At 51.6% G+C, this 21,375-nt stretch carries 17 protein-coding genes and 3 tRNA genes; 3 read left to right on the top strand and 17 right to left on the bottom strand.

Annotated elements, in window-relative coordinates:
- Positions 1 to 484 (top strand): transposase (locus GPK90_RS11970; RefSeq protein ID WP_215703091.1); only part of this gene is annotated, 484 nt, incomplete at its 5' end.
- A gap of 180 nt (positions 485 to 664) precedes the next feature.
- On the opposite strand, the gene GPK90_RS11965 is transcribed toward GPK90_RS11970, so the two are convergent.
- The 3 genes from GPK90_RS11965 to GPK90_RS11955 all read right to left on the bottom strand — a co-directional run bounded on the left by GPK90_RS11965 (position 665) and on the right by GPK90_RS11955 (position 933).
- Positions 665 to 737: transfer RNA gene (locus tag GPK90_RS11965), tRNA-Thr, on the bottom strand.
- 36 nt (positions 738 to 773) lie between these two features.
- Positions 774 to 845, bottom strand: a tRNA-Glu gene (locus GPK90_RS11960).
- Between the two features lie 14 nt (positions 846 to 859).
- Positions 860 to 933: transfer RNA gene (locus GPK90_RS11955), tRNA-Pro, on the bottom strand.
- A gap of 324 nt (positions 934 to 1,257) precedes the next feature.
- Here GPK90_RS11955 and GPK90_RS11950 point away from each other — a divergent pair.
- A complete protein-coding gene (locus GPK90_RS11950; protein ID WP_118529748.1) occupies positions 1,258 to 1,509 on the top strand; it encodes a hypothetical protein in 252 nt (83 codons plus the stop codon).
- A 149-nt stretch (positions 1,510 to 1,658) separates the two neighbouring features.
- Here GPK90_RS11950 and GPK90_RS11945 read toward each other — a convergent pair whose 3' ends face one another.
- Together GPK90_RS11945 and GPK90_RS11940 are read right to left on the bottom strand one after the other, a co-directional pair.
- Complete coding sequence (locus GPK90_RS11945; RefSeq protein ID WP_243022226.1) at positions 1,659 to 2,021, bottom strand: metal-sensing transcriptional repressor; 363 nt, start codon at positions 2,019 to 2,021, stop codon at positions 1,659 to 1,661.
- Between the two features lie 164 nt (positions 2,022 to 2,185).
- A complete protein-coding gene (locus tag GPK90_RS11940) occupies positions 2,186 to 4,711 on the bottom strand; it encodes a heavy metal translocating P-type ATPase (protein ID WP_215703090.1) in 2,526 nt (841 codons plus the stop codon).
- A 253-nt stretch (positions 4,712 to 4,964) separates the two neighbouring features.
- Between GPK90_RS11940 and GPK90_RS11935 the strand changes: the two genes are divergently transcribed.
- Positions 4,965 to 6,203 (top strand): DUF1015 domain-containing protein, encoded by a 1,239-nt coding sequence (locus GPK90_RS11935; protein ID WP_215703089.1) that lies wholly within the window; start codon positions 4,965 to 4,967, stop codon positions 6,201 to 6,203.
- 297 nt (positions 6,204 to 6,500) lie between these two features.
- On the opposite strand, the gene GPK90_RS11930 is transcribed toward GPK90_RS11935, so the two are convergent.
- From GPK90_RS11930 to pyrH, 12 genes are all read right to left on the bottom strand, one after another.
- The gene (locus GPK90_RS11930; RefSeq protein WP_346011254.1) at positions 6,501 to 7,073 is read right to left on the bottom strand and encodes an NUDIX domain-containing protein; all 573 of its coding nucleotides are present in this window, start codon (positions 7,071 to 7,073) and stop codon (positions 6,501 to 6,503) included.
- A 30-nt stretch (positions 7,074 to 7,103) separates the two neighbouring features.
- Complete coding sequence (locus tag GPK90_RS11925) at positions 7,104 to 7,721, bottom strand: flavodoxin family protein (RefSeq protein ID WP_015554272.1); 618 nt, start codon at positions 7,719 to 7,721, stop codon at positions 7,104 to 7,106.
- Positions 7,721 to 8,641, bottom strand: coding sequence for a carbon-nitrogen hydrolase family protein (locus tag GPK90_RS11920; RefSeq protein WP_215703087.1), 921 nt, complete (start codon positions 8,639 to 8,641; stop codon positions 7,721 to 7,723). The genes GPK90_RS11925 and GPK90_RS11920 overlap by 1 nt, the downstream gene beginning before the upstream one ends.
- A 144-nt stretch (positions 8,642 to 8,785) precedes the next feature.
- A complete protein-coding gene (locus tag GPK90_RS11915; RefSeq protein WP_215703086.1) occupies positions 8,786 to 9,532 on the bottom strand; it encodes an EFR1 family ferrodoxin in 747 nt (248 codons plus the stop codon).
- Positions 9,533 to 10,046: 514 nt separating this feature from the next.
- Positions 10,047 to 14,726, bottom strand: a complete 4,680-nt coding sequence (locus GPK90_RS11910; RefSeq protein WP_118529740.1) for a PolC-type DNA polymerase III — start codon at positions 14,724 to 14,726, stop codon at positions 10,047 to 10,049.
- A 2-nt stretch (positions 14,727 to 14,728) separates the two neighbouring features.
- Entirely contained in the window at positions 14,729 to 15,793 is a 1,065-nt protein-coding gene (gene ispG, locus GPK90_RS11905; protein ID WP_118322072.1) for a flavodoxin-dependent (E)-4-hydroxy-3-methylbut-2-enyl-diphosphate synthase, read from the bottom strand.
- A gap of 24 nt (positions 15,794 to 15,817) precedes the next feature.
- Positions 15,818 to 16,903: a M50 family metallopeptidase gene (locus tag GPK90_RS11900; RefSeq protein ID WP_215703085.1), complete on the bottom strand. Its 1,086-nt coding sequence runs from the start codon at positions 16,901 to 16,903 to the stop codon at positions 15,818 to 15,820.
- Between the two features lie 159 nt (positions 16,904 to 17,062).
- On the bottom strand, positions 17,063 to 18,223 hold the full coding sequence (locus GPK90_RS11895) for a 1-deoxy-D-xylulose-5-phosphate reductoisomerase (RefSeq protein WP_215703084.1): 1,161 nt from the start codon (positions 18,221 to 18,223) through the stop codon (positions 17,063 to 17,065).
- 73 nt (positions 18,224 to 18,296) lie between these two features.
- On the bottom strand, positions 18,297 to 19,100 hold the full coding sequence (locus GPK90_RS11890; protein WP_118529737.1) for a phosphatidate cytidylyltransferase: 804 nt from the start codon (positions 19,098 to 19,100) through the stop codon (positions 18,297 to 18,299).
- Between the two features lie 11 nt (positions 19,101 to 19,111).
- Entirely contained in the window at positions 19,112 to 19,840 is a 729-nt protein-coding gene (gene uppS / locus GPK90_RS11885) for an undecaprenyl pyrophosphate synthase (RefSeq protein WP_215703083.1), read from the bottom strand.
- A 147-nt stretch (positions 19,841 to 19,987) separates the two neighbouring features.
- The gene (gene frr / locus GPK90_RS11880; RefSeq protein ID WP_118322076.1) at positions 19,988 to 20,542 is read right to left on the bottom strand and encodes a ribosome recycling factor; all 555 of its coding nucleotides are present in this window, start codon (positions 20,540 to 20,542) and stop codon (positions 19,988 to 19,990) included.
- A gap of 15 nt (positions 20,543 to 20,557) precedes the next feature.
- A complete protein-coding gene (pyrH, locus tag GPK90_RS11875) occupies positions 20,558 to 21,259 on the bottom strand; it encodes a UMP kinase (RefSeq protein ID WP_118298446.1) in 702 nt (233 codons plus the stop codon).
- Positions 21,260 to 21,375: the final 116 nt, after the last annotated feature.

Here is a 21,375-nt window from a genome sequence, read left to right as displayed (position 1 = left end):
GTACCATGCAGACAGGGACAGCTACATCTGCCTCAACGGAAGGGAACTAACTGTCACAAATGAACGCAGAAGTAAAACAACTAGCGGATATGTCAGTGTAAAAACTTATTACAGAAGCCCAGACTGCACTGGTTGCCCTTATAAAACGGAATGTATCAAGGGAAACAACTGCAAAACACCAATGGAAAAGCGCAATAAAGTGCTGATGGTTTCAAAAACGATGAACCAGAAACGCGCAGAAGATCTGGAACGGATCACAAGTGAGTATGGAACGATGCTCCGTATGAATCGCAGTATTCAGGCAGAAGGTTCTTTTGCTGACGTAAAAGAGGACATGAATTTTCGAAGATATCTGTATCGCGGAAAGGCAAATGCACTGGCAGAGAGCATCCTTCTGGCGATGGGACGAAATATCAATAAGCTTCATTGCAAGATTCAGACCGGAAGAACGGGAAGTTATCTTTTTCCATTAAAAAGGGCATAGATTTTGATAATTGAAAACAAAACAGCCTGAAATGAGGCATGCCGAAAGGGATGCCTGGGAATGAACTGCGTTTATAAAGAATGGCATCGAAAACGTGACCGATTTCGATACCATTTGGGCATAAAGCAGGGCTGTCGCCCAGCAAAAAATATTTGCTAATGCGACAGCCCCTTTGTAATCAGCTCCCGGCCGGACTCGAACCGGCGACCTACGCATTACGAATGCGTTGCTCTACCAACTGAGCCACGGAAGCACCTTTAAAAAATGCTGCTGCTTACGCAACAGCAAGTGACCTGTCCGGGAATCGAACCCGGGTTTACGCCGTGAGAGGGCGTCGTCTTGACCGCTTGACCAACAGGCCTTGGTTTGTATAAGTCGAGGCGACAAGATTCGAACTTGCGACCTCTGCGTCCCGAACGCAGCGCTCTACCAAACTGAGCCACGCCTCGATTACGTACGTAAGTATAATACAGATTTGTGGAAATGTCAACAGCTTTTTTTGATTTTTTTCTATTTTTTGCATTTTTTCTACATTAGCTACACTTTTGGCGTTTCTTCACTGTAAAACAGCCTCCTGCCAGGGAGTCTCTGGACTCCGCTCCCTCTCCCACAAGCTGCTGTCAAAGGTTTTGTATACTATTTTCACTCTTCTTGCGGATCACCTTTTCATTATCCTGAATTTCCGCAAAGAAATTAACAGAAAAGTTTTCCATTTTATCAAAATTGTGGTATAATATCTGTACACAAATATATTCATCAGAGGGGGCGTTCTTATGAAGGCAATCAGAATCATTCTTTCTATCGCAATGCTGGTCACTGCCGGTCTCGGCGCATTCAATGTGATCCCGCTTCGGACCGCATATTTCACACTGATCATTCTCGTTGCCGTTACGGTCTGTATCCGCATCACCCGCAGGATCATCAGCAATGACACCCCGCACACAGTCGTCCGCATTATCAGTGAGATCATCGCATCCCTCTGTATTCTGGGATTCGCGTTTTTTACTTACCGCACGATCGGATAAATGTTCATAAATCGCAAAAGCCTGGCATCGCATATATGATGCCAGGCTTTTATAATAGATACTATGCGGGCATGCTCACCACAGACTGCCCGTTTTCCGATTGCATGACTGACAGCAACTCAGGCGGCACTTCACCACAAATATATTTTTTACATCATCTTCTTGATCGTCTCACAGAGCTCTGCCACCGCAGTCTCCTCATTCCCATTCCGGATATCTTCCACCACACAGGTTTTGATATGATTTGACAGCAGGACCTTGCAGAAGCCATTCAGTGCAGACTGCACCGCCGATACCTGGACCAGGATATCCGGGCAGTAGCGCTCGTCCTGGACCATGGCTTTGATGCCGCGGACCTGTCCTTCGATCCGGCTCAAACGGTTTAAAAGGTCCTTCTCTTCTTTTTCTGTCCTGTGTTTGTGGCGGCAGTGACAGACTGCATCATCGGTCCCTGCATCCGCAGCTGCCGCGTTTTCTGCCGCTTCTGCGCCTGTTTCCATATTTATGTTCATTGCCCCGTCTCCCCCGGAACAACAACATGATCGTTTTTCCATGTGCGACCTCCCAAATTTTTATATGTCCATGATAGCAGGAAAAGCCGCCCCGGAAGTATTTCATCCCGGGACAGCACATCTTCGACATCTGAGAAAATGCCATGATCCGTCTGAAAAACTGATCAGCCGATCACCTTATAATCCTTATCCTCGATCGCTTTCTTTAACACTTCTGTCGGAACATCCTTTGTAAGTGTCACAGTCGCAGTTCCTTTTACGTGATCTGCCTCTGCAGCAGATACGCCGTCGATCGCCTCGAGCGCCTTCTTTACAGTTGCCTCACAGTGACCGCACATCATACCTTCTACTTTCAGTGTCTTTTCCATAGTTTTACTCTCCTTCTCTTTCTTATGAGATTTTGTTTTTATCTTTTTGTCCCTGTCGGAACGCCGGATATCAAAGAAATTTAAACGCAGGGCGTTTGATACGACGCAAAAGCTCGATAAGCTCATCGCCGCAGCGCCGAACATCGGATTTAACTTCCACCCGAATACCGGGATCCAGAGTCCCATCGCGAGCGGAATTCCGATCACATTGTAGAAAAATGCCCAGAACAGATTCTCGTGGATATTTGTGAGTGTCGCGCGGCTCAGGCGGATCGCTGCCGGAACATCTGACAGGCGGCTCTTCATGAGGACCACATCCGCCGCATCGATTGCGACATCCGTTCCCGCTCCGATCGCAATTCCCATATCGGCTCTCGTGAGCGCCGGGGCATCGTTGATCCCGTCACCGACCATGGCAACCTTGCCTTTTTCTTTCAGCTTCCGGATCACGCTCTCTTTGCCGTCCGGAAGGACTTCGGCGATGACCTCGTCGACGCCGGCCTCTTTTCCGACCGCCTTCGCGGTGCGCTCATTGTCTCCGGTCAGCATGACCACATGGATTCCCATGTTCTGAAGCTCCCTGATCGCCTGCGGGCTGTCTTCCTTGATCATATCCGCAACGGCGATGATGCCGATAAGTCTCTCATTCTCTGCAAAGAACAGCGGAGTCTTTCCACTCTCCGCGAGAGTTTCCGATTTCTGTTTCATCTCTTCCGGCACATTCACATGACTTCCGATAAAGTTCATGTTTCCACCGTAGATCGTATTTCCGTTTAATTTCGCAGAAAGTCCGTTTCCCGGAAGAGCCGCAAAGTCTGCCACGTCGGCTGCGGAAAGTCCCATCTCCTCGCCTTTTAAGAGAACTGCCTTTGCGAGCGGATGTTCACTCTTCTTCTCGAGCGCATACGCCATCGATAAAAGTTCTGTCTCTGTGATCCCCTCCGCCGGGACAATGTCTGTCACGCGGGGTTCGCCGCTTGTGATCGTTCCCGTCTTATCCAGGGCAACGATCTCCACTTTGCCCGTCTCCTCAAGGGAAACCGCTGTCTTAAAGAGAATTCCGTTCTTCGCTCCCATTCCGTTGCCGACCATGATGGCAACCGGAGTCGCAAGGCCTAACGCACACGGGCAGCTGATCACAAGAACGGAAATTCCTCTCGCCAGAGCGAATGCCATCGTCTCACCCGCAAGGAGCCAGCCGATCGTCGTGATCACTGCGATCGTGATGACTGCCGGCACGAACACGCCGGAGACTTTATCTGCGATCTTCGCGATCGGAGCTTTTGTGGCTGCCGCATCGCTGACCATTTTGATGATCTGGGAGAGCGTCGTGTCCTCTCCGACTCTGGACGCCTCGCAGCGGATAAATCCGGACTGGTTTAAGGTTGCTGCCGAAACAAGATCGCCTGCTGCCTTATCGACCGGAATGCTCTCACCCGTGAGGGCGGACTCGTTCACCGCGCTGTTTCCTTCCAGCACGATACCATCCACGGGTATATTTTCACCCGGGCGGACAACAAAGACATCACCTTTCTTGACCTGTGCGATCGGGACTGTGGTCTCCACGCCGTCCTTTTCGATCACCGCAGTCTTCGGTGCCAGCTTCATTAAGCCCTTTAAGGCATCGGTGGTGCGGCCCTTTGATCTCGCTTCCAGCATTTTTCCGACCGTGATCAGCGTCAGGATCATCGCAGCAGATTCAAAATAGAACTCGTGCATATATTCCATGACCGCGTCCATGTTTCCCTTTACCTGGGCATCCGTCATCATGAACAGCGCGTATGTGCTCCACGCGAAGGACGCACTCGATCCAAGGGCGACCAGAGTGTCCATATTCGGGGCGCCGTGAAGCAGACTCTTAAAGCCGCTGATGAAGAATTTCTGGTTGATCACCATGACGATCACGGTGAAAAGAAGCTGTGTAAGCCCCATCGCCACATGGTTTCCATCGAAAAATTTCGGAAGCGGCCAGTTCCACATCATATGCCCCATGGAGAAATACATGAGGACCAGGAGAAAACCGATGGAGGAGACAAGTCTTTTTTTCAGGACCGGAGTCTCATGGTCTTCCAGGGCCGATTCATCGTAGAGCGCGCTGTCTCCGTCTCCATCTGATTTTTCTGCACCTTTTACGGACGCCCTGTATCCGGCAGCCTGGACCGCCGCAATAATTTCCGAGGAAGAAGCTGTCCCTTCGACTCCCATCGAGTTCGTGAGCAGACTCACAGAACACGAGGTGACGCCAGGCACTTTGGAAACCGCCTTTTCCACGCGGGTCTGGCAGGCAGCGCAGCTCATTCCTGTAACTGTATACTGTTCCATATCGTCGTTCCTTTCTGTTGCTGTATACCCATACCGGGTATATGTAAATAGTAACATAGAATACGGAAATGTCAAGGGCTGTTATTGAGATTTTTTGTCACTGATCCGTATACATGCAATCCGCCAAAGTCCTGTATCATCGGTACTCTTCTTGCACATTCCATTCTTTTATTCTATAATGATCGTAAAATATTATGCAGGAATACTCTTCTCTTAAAGAACACCAGAATCAGAACAAACAGGAGGAACTAAAATGGCAGTTGTAAAACCATTTATATGCATCAGACCAGCAAAGGAACATGCAGCGGAAGTAGCTGCTCTCCCCTATGATGTGTATAACCGGAAAGAGGCATGTGCGGCGGTAAAAGGAAATCCTCTTTCTTTTTTAAATATCGACCGGGCGGAGACCCAGTTTTCCGATGATGTCGATACCTATGCGGACTGTGTATACGAAAAGGCAAGAGAGCTGCTCGATTCGCAGATCGCGGACGGGATCTACGTGACAGACGCAGGGGATCACTACTATCTTTACGAGCTGACGATGGACGGACGCAGCCAGACAGGGATCGTCGCCTGCTGTTCCATTGATGATTATGTGAACGGTGTGATCAAAAAGCATGAAAACACCAGGGAGGAAAAAGAACTGGACCGCATCCGCCATGTGGATACCGTCAATGCGCAGACAGGTCCTATTTTTCTGGCCTACCGGCAAAATATAGCCTTAAAGGAGATCGTTGCAGAAGAAAAAACGAAACCGGCTCTCTATGATTTTGTGTCCGACGACGGGATCCGCCACCGGGTATGGCGGATCGACGGAGCAGACCGGACAGACGCCATTGAAGCTGCATTTGCTGCGATTCCGTCCACCTACATCGCAGACGGGCATCACAGAGCCGCCTCCGCCGTAAAAGTCGGTCTGAAGCGCCGTACAAAGCATCCCGGTTATACGGGTGAAGAACCGTTCAACTATTTTCTCTCTGTATTATTCCCGGATGAGGAACTTATGATCCTCCCGTATAACCGGGTGGTCAGGGATCTGAACGGGATGAGCACGGAACAGTTTTTTGAGAAATTAAAAGAAAAATTCGAACTGGAAGAAATCGGGAAAGAACCTTATGCTCCGGTTCAAAAAGGAACCTTCGGCATGTATCTTGACGGGACATGGTACGTGTTAAAGATCCTTCCGCAGTACAGAAGCGCTGATCCGGTAAAGGGACTGGATGTCTCGATCCTTCAGGATCATCTTCTTGCACCGGTTCTTGGGATCGGTGATCCGAGAACCGATAAACGGATCGACTTTATCGGCGGAATCCGCGGATTAAAGGAGCTGGAACGCCGCGTTGGTGAAGATATGGAAGTCGCATTTTCCATGTATCCGACGTCCATCGAAGAACTTCTTTCCGTGGCGGACGCAGGACTCCTGATGCCGCCGAAGTCTACCTGGTTTGAGCCGAAGCTCCGAAGCGGATTATTTATCCACCGATTAAGCTGATCACAAGACGCCCGCCCAGTGTTCATTCACCGGACGGGCGTCTGACCAGTTCAAATCCTGAACCGACAATATAAAACTCTAGTAAAGCGGACATTCGCAATCCGCTTCGCTACTTGCTCATGAACGCAGTCGCTTCGCGATCTGTCAGTGGGAGCTTTCAACTCCCACTGACATAAGCATCCCACTCACCCACCGCTTAGTGCTCCGCGCACTTGAAGCGGGGGAATGCTTATCTGCGTTCAAAATTTCTTTATGCATCCCTTGATACGATCGACCGACTTTCCATTTAGTTTCCGTTTATCTCCAGGACTTCGTCTTCTCGACAAGCTTCGCATACACCCGCTCCACAAACCACGGCTCCGTAGATTTCTTTAACGCCGCCTCCGGCGTAAACCAAGCGACCCCACTGTTCTCATCCGCCTTCACAGACACCTGTTCCTCAGAATCCGCTTCCAGAAGATACGTCACATTCAGATGCAGATGACTGGACACATACCGTCCTTTTTTCACATGTCCGTCAACGGTGAGTGATTCCAGCGAAAAAATCTCCTCCGACACTGGCCGCACATCGGAAATTCCTGCTTCTTCCTTCACCTCCCGGATTGCAACCGCCAGAAGATCTGTCTCCCCATCCGCATGCCCGCCAAGCCATGACCAGGAATGATAAATATTGTGATACACCATAAGGACTTTACTCCTGTCCTTATCCACCACCCAGGCCGAAGCCGTCATGTGCGCCACCACATTATCCCGAAGGAACGCGTCATCATTCTTCTCGATCCAGTTTAGGATCAAAGCCTTATCCGCCTCTTCCTGCTCATTATAAGGCACATACCTTCTGATCTGACTTACCAGTTTCTGCCGATTCATCGCATAATTTCCTTCCAATATCATTCTTCTCTATCTGATAAAATGTGTCCGCACGACCTCTTCCTTCTCCGGAAGACCATACTTCTCTTTTCCAAGCTCAATGCTCTTCATGAGAAATGTCATATTTCTCGCAAGAACCCGCATCGTCTGAAGACCTTCCGCATCCCCCACAGCTTCTCCCGGTCCGCGCCCGTGGATGGAGTTCCAGTACTGACTAGATGCGATCGGCATGTTGCTGATCGTAAAATACTTATTTAACTCGTCAAAAGTCGCCGAACATCCGCCGCGTCTCGCACAGACAACGCTCGCCCCGACTTTCATTGTCTTATCAAAGGATGTACTATAAAACAGCCGGTCCAGAACCGCGATTAAGGTCGCATTTGCAGACGCATAATAAACAGGGCTTGCGACCACCAGTCCATCAGCCTCCGAAAGCTTCACCGCCAGCTTATTCACCACATCGTCGAACACACACTTCCCAAGCTCCGCGCAGCGATTACAGGCAATACATCCCCTTACCGCCTCACTGCCGACCTGCACGATCTCCGCGTCGACTCCCTCTTTTTCAAACACCGTTTTCATCTCATTCAACGCAATAGATGTATTTCCATTCGCCCGCGGGCTTCCATTGATCATCAATACTTTCATTATTTATCCTCCACACTCAATTTCAACACGTCCGGTCTCGCGTAATGTCCACAGACATCATGCTCCATCCGGCTCGCCGGGACCTTCTGCATGTCGAGGTCCGCGTAGATGATCTCCTCTTTATCCCACACAGTCTCACTCACCGCATGCCCGTAAGGATCGATCACGCAGCTTCCTCCCCGGCACACGATATCATTTAACTTCGCAATCTCCTCATCCCCGCTGGCGGTCTTCGGGTACATATCCTTCGTGAAATACATATCCGCATTGATGAAGAAGCAGTGTCCCTCGATGGCGATATGGCGGATCGTATTCTGCCACTCCTCATTGTCATTCGTATTCGGGGAAATATAGAGCGCAACTCCCTTCTGGTAAAGCGCCACTCTCGCAAGCGGCATGTAGCTCTCCCAACAGATCAGATTACCCATCGGTCCCCAAGGTATCTCCATTACCGGGAAAAAATCCTTATCCGCATCTCCCCAGATCACACGTTCGCTGCCGGTAGGCTTCAGCTTTCTGTGATTCATCGTCTGTCCGTCTGGTGCGATCATGATATTGGAATTATAAAGTGTCGCCGTCACAGCGTCCCGCTCCGAATACCCAACACTCACATATACCGAATGTTCCTTCGCGCAGTCAACGATACTCTGCATCTCCGCTCCATCCGCCAGGATCGAATTGTCATAGTAAGTCTTCCAGTCCTCTCTTCCCGCCCTGCTGCGGCTTCCGACAGTAAATCCATAAGTCATTCCATATGGGTATCCCGGAATAAAAAGTTCAGGAAAAACGATCAGTTCCGCTCCCTTAGCGGCCGCCTCCCCGATCAGGGCGATGATCTTCTCCACACACTTGTCCTTATCGAACATGACTGGTGCTGCCTGTACCAGAGCGAGTTTACATGTATCCTTCTTGATAATCATAGTATTTTTCCTCCTGTCATTGCTGCAATCTTATATGTAAAACCTACCTGACGCCGATGATCTTTTTCTTTTCCCGCTTTCTCCGGCCTGCAACACTGTGAAAATTCATATATCTTCAAAACATTTCTCCCAACTATCTCTAAATCAGAAAAACTCATTCGCCTTATCCGGCTGACAGATCATTTTCAGTTTCTCCGAAATCATCTGGACCTTTTCAGGATTCCCGCTTCTGGCACTCTGCGGACAGATCTCCACACATCTCATACATGAAATGCAGACTTCTCCGTTCGTCATCTTCGGATCCTCAAACGGTATCGCTCCAACCGGACAGCTCTCCACGCAGCTTCCGCATCCCATACATTCAGCTGACACCTGGATGTCCATCGGCAGAACCTTGTATTCCTTATAAGGCCTGTTTCCCGGCACCTCGACCTGACAGACATTCCCCTTCAGGCGCTCCTTCACCTCAGCCACAAACGTATCAAGTTCATCGTAATCCTGCGCCGACGGACGCCCCGCTTCGATCTGATGGGCGATCGAATGTTCCGCCACAATCGCAGCAGCCCCAATACAGACAAAGCCCTGAGCCTCAAGCACATCCTTCAATTCCACCAGAGTATCTTCATACGCTCTTCCGCCATATGTAACCAGCAAAAATGCCGGCGTGCGGTCACCCTTTATTTTCCGAAGTCTCTCGGTCGCAATTCCCGGAACACGTCCTCCGAAGGACGGAACTCCCACAATACAAAAATCCCCCTGTTCCATTTCATGATTTTTCATATCCCGTCTCGACAGGTCAATATTTTCCATACTGCCAAAGCTTTCTCCCATATGTTTTACGACTCTTTCCGTCGTGCCCGTCGGACTAAAATAAATATTATAACTTACCATAACTTTCCCCTTAAAAAAGCTCTCCTGAATAATTCAGGCTAAATAATAAAAATACATTAATTGTATTTATATGCTCCAGTATACCACTCTCCCTCAAAAACACAATCCCAACTCCCTCGACCACTCCACAATTTCACAATGCACCAACAGCCTTCACACCGCCACATCAACCTCGCGATGCCGCGGCGCCCAAAGGGCCCCGCGCATCGTCCAGCTTCCGCCACCCCCCTCTCTCCCACCACAACCTTCCCTTCATCCCTCACTCCCGCCAACACCCAGCGCCGGTGAGACTCCGGGCACGGACCGCCTGGGTGGAGGGAGCTGGCTTCCTCTTGGCTCGCTGGAAAATGCGTTGGAGGCCCGGGGACACTTGTCTGAGCAACGCAAGTTGCGAGTTGTGTCCCCGGGCCTCCGCCCTTAGCATTTTTCTGGGAGCATAGAGGAACCCTCCCGGAATCCCACTAAGTGTTCGCGCCCGGAGTCTCACCGGCGCGTACCCCAGCCACTATGAAATTTAGAAATCAAACAGCGACAGCTGATTCGACTCCGGAAGTCCCTTCAGGATTCCCAGCTCCTCCATCAGATCACAGATCGTCTTACTGACCTTCGTTCTGTTCCGGAAATCCTCCTTGGAGAGGAATTTTCCGGCCTTTGCAGCCTCCTCGATGGAATCAGCCGCTTTTTCTCCCAGACCGTCAATACTGTTGATGGAAGGCATCAGCTTGTCCCCCACGACCTGAAAATGTCTGGCCTTCGCCGTATAAATATCCAGCGGCAGAAAATCAAACCCACGGGCGTACATCTCCTGCACGATCCTCATATCCCTCAGCGTATCCTGCTCCTTCTTCGAAAGCGTATCCGCCCTCTTCTTATAATCCGCCAGATGATACTCCAGCTTCTCACGCCCCAGACACATGATCTCGTATGAAAACGCACTGGCGCGGATACTGAAAAACGCCGCATAATACGCAAGCGGATAGAATACCTTGCAATAAGCGATCCGCCATGCCATCATAACATAAGCTGCTGCATGGGCCTTCGGGAACATATATTTGATCTTCTTACACGACCAGATATACCAGTCCGGAACCCCGTGCTTCGTCATCTCCTCTTCCCACTCAGGCTTCAGTCCCTTGCCCTTACGGACCGCCTCCATGATCGTAAACGCAAGACCTTCCTCAAGTCCCTGCTGTATCAGATAGATCATGATATCATCACGCGTACAGATCGCAGTCTGAATCGTCGCCTTGCCCTCCTGGATGAGCGTCTGGGCATTCCCCAGCCATACATCCGTACCATGGGCCAGACCCGCGATACGCACAAGGTCCGAAAAATACTTCGGCTTCGTGTCAATCAACATCTGCATCGCGAAATCCGTACCGAACTCCGGAACCCCGAGCGCGCCAAGCTTACAACCGCCGATATCCTCCGGCTTGATCCCCAGCGCATCCGTACTCTGGAACAGACTCATGACCTCCCGCGAATCCAGAGGGATATCCTTAACAGGATCAAGTCCCGTGAGGTCCTGCAGCATACGGATCATCGTCGGATCATCGTGCCCGAGAATATCAAGCTTCAGCAGGTTGTGGTCGATGGAATGGTAATCAAAATGGGTCGTGATCGTCTTCGTCGTCATATCGTTCGCCGGATGCTGGACCGGGGTAAACGAATAGATCATCTCGCCGAGCGGCAGAACAACGATACCGCCCGGATGCTGTCCCGTTGTCCGTCGGACGCCGACACAACCCTGAACGATCCGGTTGATCTCACAGTTTCTCTTCCGCTCTCCATGCTCCTCAAAATAGTTCTTCACATAACCGTACGCCGTCTTGTCCGCCAGCGTACCGATCGTCCCCGCGCGGAACGTCTGGCCTTTACCGAAAATAACCTCCGTGTAGTCATGCGCACGGCTCTGGTACTCACCGGAGAAGTTTAAGTCGATATCCGGCTCCTTATCTCCCTTGAATCCCAGGAATGTCTCGAACGGGATGTCAAACCCGTCCTTCACCATCGGATGTCCGCAGACCGGGCACACCTTATCAGGCATATCACATCCCGCCATTCCGGCATACTTCTTCACCTCGTCCGAGTCAAAATCATAATAATGACAGTTCGGGCACGAATAATGCGGACTTAACGGATTTACCTCCGTGATACCGGACATCGTTGCGACAAAGGATGAACCGACCGATCCTCGGGAACCGACCAGATATCCGTCCTCATTCGACTTCCACACGAGCTTCTGCGCGATGATATACATAACCGCGAATCCGTTGGAAATGATGGAGTGCAGCTCTCTTTCCAGACGGTCCACAACGATCTTCGGAAGATTCTCGCCATACATCTCGTGTGCACGGTTGTAACAGATATTTCGCAGCGTCTCATCCGACTTTTCGATGACAGGCGGACACTTATCCGGGCGCACCGGCGCGATCGGCTCACACATATCGGCGATCATCCTGGTGTTCGTGACAACGACCTCGTAGCACTTGTCGCTGCCCAGATATTCGAACTCTGAGAGCATCTCCTCCGTCGTCCGCAGGAACAGCGGCGCCTGCTCGTCCGCATCCTTAAAGCCCATTCCGGCCATCAGAATCTTCCGGTAGATCGCGTCGTCCGGGTCCATGAAATGCACATCACAGGTCGCGCAGACCGGCTTGTTGAACTGCTCGCCGAGGGAGACGATCTTCCGGTTGATGTCCATGAGATCATCCACCGTCTTTACCGTGCTCTTCTCGTCCCGCAGCATGAACATGTCGTTTCCGAGCGGCTGGATCTCCAGATAATCGTAGAATTTTACGATCTTCGCAAGCTCCGCATCCGGAACCCCGCGGAGGATCGCCTGGTAAAGCTCTCCCGCCTCACAGGCCGAGCCGATGATCAGACCTTCCCGGTACTCATTCAGCACACTCTTCGGGATCCTCGGTCTTCTCGAGAAATACTTCAGGTGCGACCATGACACGAGGCGGTACAAATTCACGCGTCCCAGATCATTCTTTGCGATGATGATGACATGGTACGTCGGCATCTTCATGATCGTCTCGTCACTCACATGACTGAACTCCTCGAGCTGGTCGAGCGTCGTCATATCGTGCTGTTTTTTCAGCATTTCCACGAATTTCAGGAAAATTCCGGCAGTTGCCTCCGCATCATCGACCGCGCGATGATGATTTTCCAGAGAGACGCCGAGCGCCTTCGCCACCGTGTCAAGCTTAAATCGATTCAGGTTCGGGAGGAGCGCTCTCGCAAGCGTCACCGTATCGAGGACGGTCGGGTCGAACGGCAGTCCCAGAAGTCCCGCATTGTGGGAGATAAAGCTCACATCGAAGGACGCGTTGTGCGCCACTAACGCCGCATCGCCGACAAACTCTAGGAATCTCGGCAGGACCTTGTCCACCGTGTCCGCGCCCATGACCATCGCGTCGTTGATCCCGGTCAGGCGCTCGATGTCAAACGGGATCGGGACCTCCGGATTTACAAACTCATCCATCCGGTCAATGATCTCCCCGTTTCTCACCTTCACGGCGCCGATCTCGATGATCTTATTCTTTGTCGGTGAAAATCCTGTGGTCTCGATATCGAATACGACATACTCGCCGTCAAGACTCTGGTTCCTGGAATTGACGACCATCTCCTTCATGTCGTCGACGAGGTACCCCTCAACTCCATAGAGGACCTTGAAGGTATCTCCCTTGTCGAGCGCATGGTTCGCGTCCGGGAACGCCTGGACGCAGCCGTGATCCGTGACCGCGAGTGCCGGCATCCCCCACTTCTTGGCACGCTTTACGAGGTCTTTCACCTCGGAGACACCGTCCATGTCGCTCATCTTCGTGTGACAGTGGAGCTCCACACGCTTCACCGGGGCATTATCCACACGCTTGGACGTGAAGTCCTCGCTCTTTTTGATGCCGACGATGGAACCGATCGTGAGCTCACCGTCGAACTTGTCGATCGTCGTGATGCCCTTGATCTTGATGAAGTTTCCTTCCTTGATCGCCGCTGTCGCATCTTCCTCCTGGCCTTCCCTGAGGAACATTTTGACCGTGATGCTGTCCGTAAAGTCCGTGATATCGAAGATCATGAGTTTGTTTCCGCTCCGGAGCTCCCTCTTCTCCGCGCGGATCACCTTGCCGCGGATCACAACCTCGCCGATCTCACCGTCAATATCGTGAATATCTACCGCATCGCCTTCAAAATCGCGCCCAAACAGAACATCCGGATTCTCCGATTTCCGGTACGGGATCCTTCCGTCGGAACCTTTCCGGAAGCCGCCGGAAAAGCCGCCTTTTCCCTTCTCGCCGAAAGTCTTCTTTGTAAAACCGCCGCCGTTCTGTCCACCACCGGCAGACTTTCCGTTCTGGTTTCCGCCGGGCTTTCCTGCCGCATCCGTCTTCTGCTTCGATGCTCCGGAACCAGACGCCGTTTTTTCTCCGGGGGCTTTTTTACCGCCGTCCGCCGCGCCGGACCGTCCTGCGGATCCGGAATTTCCAGCGCTCTGTGCCGTGATCCCGGCCCCCGCGTCTCCATTGCCGTCTCCGAACGTTCCGCTGAATCCGCCGTTCGCCGGACCTTCGTCCCACGGCGCACTTTCCGCGGTGCCTTCCAGGTAATTCTCCTCATTCCGGGTTCCCATGATGAGCTCTCCGCCCGGCTTCATGAACACCGGCTGGTCCATCGGGTCCTTCTTCTCCGCTTCTTTATATAAAAACTCCACTTCCGCCGCAAGTCCGCAGCGCTCCGTAAAGATCTTCTCGAGGACGCGCCCGACTTCCTTCGACCGCTCCCTGTAGATCAGGTTGTCCTCGATCGTCATAACCATCTTGTCGTCGGTCACAAATTTTGTGTCCGCCCGACGGAGAATGTTGTACTCGATCATGCCGTAATTCTTAAGCTCCATGAGGATGCTGTCCCGGTAGACATCGTAGAGCTTCTCCGGGGTATACTGTGCCGACAAACGATACTTCTCAAGAATCTTGATCGTGATCGGTCTTCCCGGAAACAGCTGCTTCGCGATCCCGTCTTCCAGGGCATAAATGTTCTTTTTATGAATGAGTCTGGGACTTCTGATATAAACACGAATAGAGCTTCTGTCCTTTGTCATGGTGACCTTTTCCACCACGACAAGTTTCAAAAGCTCTTTCAGTTCATCCGCAATATGAAGCCCCGGGAAAACTTCAAGGAATGGTTTTTCCATACTTATTTCTGCATCTCCTGCATCTTCAAAAGTTCTTCCCGCAGAACGGAAAGAAGCTCATTTTCCGGTACCTTCTTGATGATCTCTCCCTTTTTGATCAGGAGACCTTCGCCGATCCCTCCGGCGATCCCGATATCCGCGCTTCTCGCCTCGCCCGGACCATTGACCACGCAGCCCATAACGGCAACTTTCACGTCAAGATCCATGCCGGATACCATATTTTCGACCTGGTTTGCGAGGTGGATCAGATCGATCTGGGTTCTTCCGCAGGTCGGACAGGAAACAACTTCCACGCCGCCTTTTCTGAGTCCCAGAGTCCTCAGGATCAGCTTTGCACTCTTTACTTCCTCCACCGGATCACCGGTCAGGGAGACACGGATCGTATCGCCGATCCCCTCATGGAGAATAATTCCAAGTCCCACGGAGGACTTGATATTGCCGGAAAGCAACGTTCCGGACTCCGTGATCCCGACATGGAGCGGATAATCCGTCTTTTTCGCAATGAGTTCATGCGCTGCCACGCACATCAAAACGTCGGAGGATTTGATGCTGATCACGATATTATCGTAGCCGAGCTCCTCGACAACGGCAACCTCCTTCAACGCGCTCTCAACGAGCGCCTCCGCGGTCACGCCGCCGTATTTCTCCAGAAGATCTTTTTCCAGGGAACCGCTGTTCACGCCCACACGGATCGGGATCCCGTACTCCTTCGCCTTATCCACGACAGCTTTTACGCGCTCCCGCGCCCCGATATTGCCCGGGTTGATCCGGATCTTATCCGCTCCGCTCTCGATCGCAGCGATGGCAAGGCGGTAATCAAAGTGGATATCTGCGACGAGCGGGATATGGATCTGTTTCTTGATCTCGCGGATCGCAGCCGCAGCCTCCATCGTCGGGACTGCCACGCGGATGATATCGCATCCGGCTTCCTCGAGGCGGTGGATCTGCTCCACCGTTGCCGCGACGTTCTCTGTCTTCGTGTTGCACATGGACTGGATCAGGACAGGATTTCCCCCTCCGATCTTTCTGTCCCCTATCTGAATTACTCTTGTATGATCTCTAAACATACATTTCTCTCCCAATTTCAAAAACTATAAAATGATCCTCAGATCATTAAAGATGACAAATACCATAAATGTCATGAGAAGCGCCATCCCGGCCATATTGACTGCGCCCTCGACTCTCTGGCTCACCGGATGTCTCGTCACGAGCTCCCAAAGCAGGAACACCAGCCGCCCGCCGTCAAGCGCCGGAAACGGGAGCAGGTTCATGACTCCGAGGTTTGCCGAGAACATGACCATGAGATTTAAGAGGTTCATCACAACCGTCACAAAGCCGTACTGCGTATTCTCCTCCACCGTCTGGTCGATGATCGTGACGATCCGCACAGGACCGGCGATATCGTTGGTCGAAACCTTTCCGCCGGCGATCATCTTTAAGCTGTCGATCACCGTGAGGATCCAGTAGCGCACCTCGTAGGCGCTGTACTGGAGAAGCTGAAGCGGGGATTCCGCCGCACTCCGGTATCCGCGCAGGATCACGCCGAGATAATATCTCCCATCCTTAAGCTCCGGCTGGATCACCGTATGTCCCGTCGTCCAGGAGGCAGAGCTCTCATCGTACCGTTGATATTCCACCTGCACCAGATCCTGTCCCGAATACATGAGGTACATGGAGATCTCTCTTGACAGATGGATCTTTCTGCCGTCAAGCTTCGTGATCACATCGCCTTCCTGAAGTCCTGCCGTCTGTGCAGGCATTCCCTCGGAAGTTCCCGCAAGGACCGGAAGATCGATCCCCGCCCAGGATAAGATCACAAACGAGAACACAAAAGCCAGAATAAAATTAAAAATCGGTCCGGCCGCGATCACCGCCATTTTCGCAAGCGGTCCTTTATCGAAAAAGGAAACTCCCTTCACATCCGGAATTTCTTCCTTTTCATTCTCATCTTCCCCGAATTCTCCCAGCATGGCGCAGGATCCGCCGAGCGGCAAAAGTTTTAATGAGTACCGGATCCCGGTCTTTTTGCTCACCCAGGAGAGAAGTCTCGGCCCAAAACCCACCGAAAACTCCACAACAGCGACCCCGTTTAACCTCGCCAGGAGATAATGTCCAAACTCATGGAACAGGATGATACCGCCAAGGACCACCACCGCTGCCAGATAACCAAGATTCAACTTTATTGTTCACCTGCTTTCTATTATTCGTTAGAATCCCCGTAACTGTTCAGTACCTTCACAGTTACGCGCAAAAATCCATTCCAAATCGGCTACGCCGATAGGATTTTTGCCTTCAAACCAATGTTTTCTTACGGTCAGCGCAATAAATGCGCAGACCTACTGAATAGTTACGAATCCCCACTGTTTCTTTAAAAACTCATATGTCTCCGCTTCCGCCTCGAGCACTTCGTCCAGGGACGGATGAGCGATCTTTTTATGATGCTCCATCGCCGCCTCGATCATATCCGTGATCTCAAGGTATCTGATCTTCTTCGCGAGGAATTTTGCGACCGCGAACTCATTCGCCGCGTTGAAGACGACCGGAACGGATCCGCCCGCTTTTCCTGCATCTCTCGCGAGTGCCAGGCCGCGGAAATTCTCATAATCCGGCTTGTCGAAGACGATCTCCTTCATTGTCCAGAAATCCAGACGATCTCCCTTCATCGGTCTGCGCTCCGGGTAATAGAGTGCATACTGGATCGGAAGCTTCATGTCCGGCGTGCCGAGCTGCGCCATCACCGCGCCGTCCTCAAACTGCACCATCGAATGGATCACGCTCTTCGGCTGCACAACAACCTGGACATCGTCCATTCCGACGTCAAAGAGCCATTTTGCCTCCATGACCTCGAGTCCTTTGTTGACCATCGTGGAGCTGTCGATCGTGATCTTTGCACCCATGGACCAGTTCGGATGCTTTAAGGCGTCCTCAACCTGTACATCTTTCATCTGTTCTCTCGTCCAGCCGCGGAATGGACCGCCGGATGCTGTCAGGAGGATCTTTTCAATCTTATTCCCGTGTTCCCCGTTTAAGCACTGGAAGATCGCGCTGTGTTCGCTGTCCACCGGGAGAAGACGGACTTTCTTCTCCTTTACGAGCGGGATGATCAGATGTCCCGCCGTCACGAGCGTCTCCTTGTTTGCCAGTGCAATATCCTTTCCGGCTTCGATGGCCGCCATTGTCGGTCGGATACCGATCATGCCTACCACCGCTGTCACGAGGATCTCATAGCCCTCCATGACTGCGATCTCTAAAAGTCCTTCCATGCCGGAGACGATCTTCGTATCTGTATCTGCCGCACGGACAGCCAGTTCTTTCGCCTTCTCCTCATCCCAGACGCCGCAGATCTTCGGGGAAAATTCCCGGATCTGGCTCTCCAGCGCCTGAATATTTCTGCCCGCCGCGATCCCGACAACTTCAATATCGCCATTCGCACGGACTACATCAAGCGTCTGGGTCCCGATCGATCCCGTAGAACCCAGAATAGCAATTCTTTTCATAATTAAAACCCTTTCGTTTTCCGCAGGCGGCGGTCTTCTGTCTCTCTCGCCGGACTGCCGGTCTCATCCTTTCCTAGCGGATCCCCATGAACGTGATCGCAAAATAGATCGCCGGGGCCGTAAAGATCATACTGTCAAACCGGTCCAGGATCCCTCCATGACCCGGGATCAGATTTCCGTAATCCTTGATATCATGGTTTCTCTTGATAGCGGATGCCGCCAGATCTCCCACCATGGAGATCACTGCTGCGATCGCGCAGGCAGCCGCTGAGATCACGCCCGGGTTCGTCACCTGAATCATATTGTTCTTAAAGAAGGTTCCGTAGAGGAAACCCAGCACTGCCGCACCGACGATACCGCCGACCGCGCCTTCCACCGTCTTTTTCGGGCTCAGTTTCGGTGTCATTTTATGTTTTCCGAAAAGCTTTCCCACACAGTAGGCAAAGGTATCACAGCCCCAGGAACTTAAAAGGATCAGCCAGACAAGGTATTTTCCGTCCGGCATCTCTCGCACCTGATAGAGATAGGAAAACATGATCCCGACATAAAAGATCCCGAAAAATGCGACCGTGATCTGCTCTGTTCCGTATTTCGGGAACGTCACCACGTAGATCGTCATTAAGATCATGAGGGAAACGATCGCGAGGAACGTCACATACTGCTCTCTGCTTCCCATGATCCAGTAATAGGCCACGACAGCCGCATAGCCCACATATCCCGGCGCTGACTTTTCGATCTTCATGACCCGGTAAAGCTCATAAAGTCCGATCAAAGAGATCGCCAGGGAACCAAAATAGAGGACCGTGCTGCCCTCAACAAGCAGAAACGCCGCGATGATCACAAGGACGATTCCGCTGATCAGTCTGGTCGTAAACATAAGATCACCTCTTACTCTGTTTTTACCGCCGCAACTCCTCCGAACCGGCGTTCTCTCTTATTATACTGGCGGATCGCATTCAATAATTCTTCCTTATTGAAGTCCGGCCACAGGCATTCGGTCACGTAGAGTTCTGAGTACGCGAGCTGCCATAACAGATAGTTGGAAAGGCGGAGTTCCCCGCTCGTGCGGATCATGAGATCCGGATCCGGAATCCCCGCGGTGTCGAGATAGGAGGCGAAGACCTGCTCCGTCATCTCCTCCGGCGCGATCTTTCCATCCTTACAGTCCGCCATGATCCTTCTCACGGCTCTCGTGATCTCGTCACGGCTTCCATAGTTTACGGCGATCACGAAGGTCATTCCTGTATTCTCTTTCGTCTTTTCTTCCAGACCGTTGATCGCCTCGACGATATCCGGTGCAAACCGGTTTCTCTCGCCGATCATGCGGACCCGGATGTTATTCTTTTCCGCCATCGCGAGAAGTCTCTTCGCATAGAAGCGGAACAGCTGCATCAGCGCACCGACTTCCTCCTCCGGGCGCTTCCAGTTTTCCGTGGAAAATCCATATACGGTCAGATACCGGATTCCAAGCCGTGCTGCGTCCTCAACGACCTGCTCCAGTGTCTCACAGCCTTTTTTATGTCCAAGCTGTCTCGGAAGTCCGCGCTTCTTCGCCCATCTTCCGTTTCCATCCAGGATCAGCGCCACATGGGCGGGGATCTTTAAATTCTCTTCCATGATATTTGTTCTCCCTTTTATAACCAATGTAAAAACAAGGGACAGGAAATCTTCCCCTGTCCCCGTCTGTCATGTACCGTCATCCTGAACGATTTGGGATCTTCCATCCGGAAATTTCCCTCTGCTCAGGAATCAGGCTGTTCGTTTTTATACGGTAAGAACTTCCTTCGTCTTGTTCTCTACGGCCTTATCGATCTTGTCGATCGCCTTGTCTGTCAGCTTCTGTACCTTCTCGGTAAGATCCTTTAAATCGTCCTCAGAGATCTCATCGTTCTTTTCCATCTTTTTGAACGCTTCGTTCGCATCGCGGCGGATGTTACGGATCGCAACCTTCGCCCCGTCACCTTTCTTCTTTACGTCCTTTGCGAGTTCTTTACGTCTATCCTCTGTGAGCTCCGGGAATACAAGGCGGATCACTGTTCCGTCGTTGCTCGGGTTGATTCCAAGCTCGGAAGTCTGGATCGCTTTCTCGATCGGACGGATCAGGCTCTTCTCCCACGGCTGGATCAGGATCATTCTTGCTTCCGGAACGGAGATATTTCCGACCTGCTGGATCGGAGTCGGAGTTCCGTAGTAATCTACTTTGATCTTGTCAAGTACATGCGGGTTTGCACGTCCTGCGCGGATGGATGCGTACTCGTTTAAGAGGGCATCGATGGATTTTTCCATTTTCTCTTCATATACTTTTAATTCTTCGCTCATGGTTTCCTCCTGTTATCAGACGGTAACGATCGTACCGTTAATTTTTCCCTGCATGGCGTTCGCGATTCCATCCTTTTCGTTTAAGGAGAATACCGCCATCGGCATTTTGTGTTCCATACACATAATGGAAGCAGTCAGGTCAACGACTCCGAGCTGCTTGTCGATCACTTCCTGGATCGAGATCTCGTCATACTTTTTCGCATTCGGATTTACCTTCGGATCACTGTCGTATACGCCGTCGATGGACTTTGCGAGGAGAATGCAGTCCGCATCCATCTCGATTGCCATCAGAGTGATCGTTGTGTCGGTAGAGAAATACGGCTGTCCGATCCCGCCGGCAAAAAATACGACCATTCCGTGCTCAAAATACTTGTTCGCACGGTCCTTGGAGAACAGTTTTGTCATATTTCCGCACTCGAACGGGGTGAGGATCTGTGTCTTCATTCCCGCATTGCGGAAGATCTCGGATACATAAATACAGTTCATCACAGTCGCGAGCATTCCGATCTGATCCGCCTTCGGACGGTCGATCGCGTCACTCGTGCGTCCGCGCCAGAAATTTCCACCGCCGATCACGATCCCGACCTGTACACCGGCATCTACAGACGCCTTGACCTGTCTTGCGACTTCCTTCACCGTATCTTCGTCAAAGCCAGTTTTTTTCGGACCTGCAAGGGCCTCTCCGCTGAGCTTTAAAAAAACTCTTCTGTTTTTCATCTTCTCTGCACTCCTCGTAAATCTTCTGTGACTTTTTCGTTCCAGACGCCACAGCTCTCTTTTTTCCTTCCCGCCAGGCAGCCCCCAGCCGCCCCGCGGACTTAGAATAAGTATAT

It is taken from the genome of Clostridium sp. MCC344, assembly GCF_018785365.1.
In the GTDB taxonomy this organism is placed as follows: Bacteria; Bacillota; Clostridia; order Lachnospirales; family Lachnospiraceae; genus Pilosibacter.
Note: the sequence above shows the minus strand (reverse complement) of the source record. Positions and strands in the feature narration are given on the sequence as shown.

What these genes read in the sequence shown, in the direction of transcription:
- pyrH (WP_118298446.1), bottom strand. Translation starts at nt 21,259, where the DNA reads ATGAAAAACAGAAGAGTTTTTTTAAAGCTCAGCGGAGAGGCCCTTGCA.
- GPK90_RS11930 (WP_346011254.1), bottom strand. Translation starts at nt 7,073, where the DNA reads ATGAATCGGCAGAAACTGGTAAGTCAGATCAGAAGGTATGTGCCTTAT.
- GPK90_RS11950 (WP_118529748.1), top strand. Translation starts at nt 1,258, where the DNA reads ATGAAGGCAATCAGAATCATTCTTTCTATCGCAATGCTGGTCACTGCC.
- uppS (WP_215703083.1), bottom strand. Translation starts at nt 19,840, where the DNA reads ATGGAAGAGAATTTAAAGATCCCCGCCCATGTGGCGCTGATCCTGGAT.
- GPK90_RS11940 (WP_215703090.1), bottom strand. Translation starts at nt 4,711, where the DNA reads ATGGAACAGTATACAGTTACAGGAATGAGCTGCGCTGCCTGCCAGACC.
- GPK90_RS11945 (WP_243022226.1), bottom strand. Translation starts at nt 2,021, where the DNA reads ATGAACATAAATATGGAAACAGGCGCAGAAGCGGCAGAAAACGCGGCA.
- GPK90_RS11925 (WP_015554272.1), bottom strand. Translation starts at nt 7,721, where the DNA reads ATGAAAGTATTGATGATCAATGGAAGCCCGCGGGCGAATGGAAATACA.
- GPK90_RS11915 (WP_215703086.1), bottom strand. Translation starts at nt 9,532, where the DNA reads ATGGTAAGTTATAATATTTATTTTAGTCCGACGGGCACGACGGAAAGA.
- GPK90_RS11910 (WP_118529740.1), bottom strand. Translation starts at nt 14,726, where the DNA reads ATGGAAAAACCATTCCTTGAAGTTTTCCCGGGGCTTCATATTGCGGAT.
- GPK90_RS11895 (WP_215703084.1), bottom strand. Translation starts at nt 18,223, where the DNA reads ATGAAAAGAATTGCTATTCTGGGTTCTACGGGATCGATCGGGACCCAG.
- frr (WP_118322076.1), bottom strand. Translation starts at nt 20,542, where the DNA reads ATGAGCGAAGAATTAAAAGTATATGAAGAGAAAATGGAAAAATCCATC.
- ispG (WP_118322072.1), bottom strand. Translation starts at nt 15,793, where the DNA reads ATGTTTAGAGATCATACAAGAGTAATTCAGATAGGGGACAGAAAGATC.
- GPK90_RS11890 (WP_118529737.1), bottom strand. Translation starts at nt 19,100, where the DNA reads ATGTTTACGACCAGACTGATCAGCGGAATCGTCCTTGTGATCATCGCG.
- GPK90_RS11935 (WP_215703089.1), top strand. Translation starts at nt 4,965, where the DNA reads ATGGCAGTTGTAAAACCATTTATATGCATCAGACCAGCAAAGGAACAT.
- GPK90_RS11920 (WP_215703087.1), bottom strand. Translation starts at nt 8,641, where the DNA reads ATGATTATCAAGAAGGATACATGTAAACTCGCTCTGGTACAGGCAGCA.